2 protein-coding genes are annotated in these 1,119 nt (G+C 67.6%); both read right to left on the bottom strand.

The features are described from left to right. Positions 1-67: 67 nt before the first annotated feature. Positions 68-733: a peptide-methionine (S)-S-oxide reductase MsrA gene (gene msrA / locus ABGA94_RS21890; RefSeq protein WP_032953954.1), complete on the bottom strand. Its 666-nt coding sequence runs from the start codon at positions 731-733 to the stop codon at positions 68-70. A 30-nt stretch (positions 734-763) separates the two neighbouring features. Further along, on the bottom strand, positions 764-1,027 hold the full coding sequence (locus tag ABGA94_RS21885) for a DUF2007 domain-containing protein (RefSeq protein WP_005415362.1): 264 nt from the start codon (positions 1,025-1,027) through the stop codon (positions 764-766). Positions 1,028-1,119: the final 92 nt, after the last annotated feature.

Genomic DNA, 1,119 nt, shown 5'->3' with positions numbered 1-1,119 from the left:
AGCCGCTTTGGCTTTGGCTTTGGCAGTTGCTTTCAGCTTCAGCCCGCCGCAGGCGGACCACCGCGCGTCAGCGCGGCGCCTCCACATCCAACCCGATCGGGCAGCTCACGCCGGTGCCGCCGATGCCGCAGTAGCCGTTCGGATTCTTCGCCAGGTACTGCTGGTGGTAGTCCTCGGCGTAGTAGTACGCCGGTGCCGGGTACACGATCTCGGTGGTGATCGGGCCGTAGCCGGCCGCAGCCAGCTGCGCCTGGTAGGCCTCGCGGCTGGCCAGCGCGGCCTTGTACTGGGCCTCGTCGGTGGCATGGATCGCCGAGCGGTACTGGGTGCCGGTGTCGTTGCCCTGACGCATGCCCTGGGTCGGGTCGTGGCTTTCCCAGAACAGCTGCAGCAGCCGCTCCAGGCTCACCACCGCCGGGTCGAACACCACCTGTACCACTTCGGTGTGGCCGGTCAGGCCCGAGCAGACCTCTTCATAGGTCGGGTTCGGCGTGATGCCACCTGCATAGCCGACCGACGTGCTGTACACGCCCGGCTCGGTCCAGAACTTGCGCTCGGCGCCCCAGAAACAGCCCAGCGCAAAGCGTATCTGCTGCAGGCCGGCGAAACGGTCCTTCAGCGGATGGCTGTTCACGAAGTGCTGGTTGCTGTGCAGCGGCAGTGGTTGGTCACGCCCCGGCAGCGCCTCTTCCGGGCGCGGCAGGCGCTGCTTGAAGGCGCCGATGCCGAGGATGCCCTGGCCAATTCCCAACATGATGCGCTCCTACGCCGGAAGGCCGGCAATGTCGTCTGCATCGGAAATGGGGTCGGACGGGGCCTGGCCCAAGTCCAGCGCCGCTACGATGTCCTCGGCCTGCGGCCGCGCCGCATCGGGGATGCCGACCCGCAGCACGCCAAACAGCGGCAGCTCGCCCATCCCGCCCAGCAGCTGCTCTCCGAACACGAACGCGGGGATACCGGCGTCTTCCAGCGCGTGCTTGACCAGATGGGCGTCGAACAGATTGTCGGCCTTGTACACGATGTGCATGCGGCGGCTCCTCGGGACAAGGGTCCAGCATACGCCTGGGGGCTGAATGGTGGAGAGGGCGGGATCCGAGAGTTGGGGGGGGGGGGGGGGGG

Source organism: Stenotrophomonas sp. 3diitr2024 (assembly GCF_042136455.1).
GTDB classification, from domain to species: domain Bacteria; phylum Pseudomonadota; class Gammaproteobacteria; order Xanthomonadales; family Xanthomonadaceae; genus Stenotrophomonas; species Stenotrophomonas sepilia.
The sequence above is the reverse complement of the archived record's forward strand: the minus strand, read 5'-3'. Positions and strand labels throughout refer to the sequence as shown.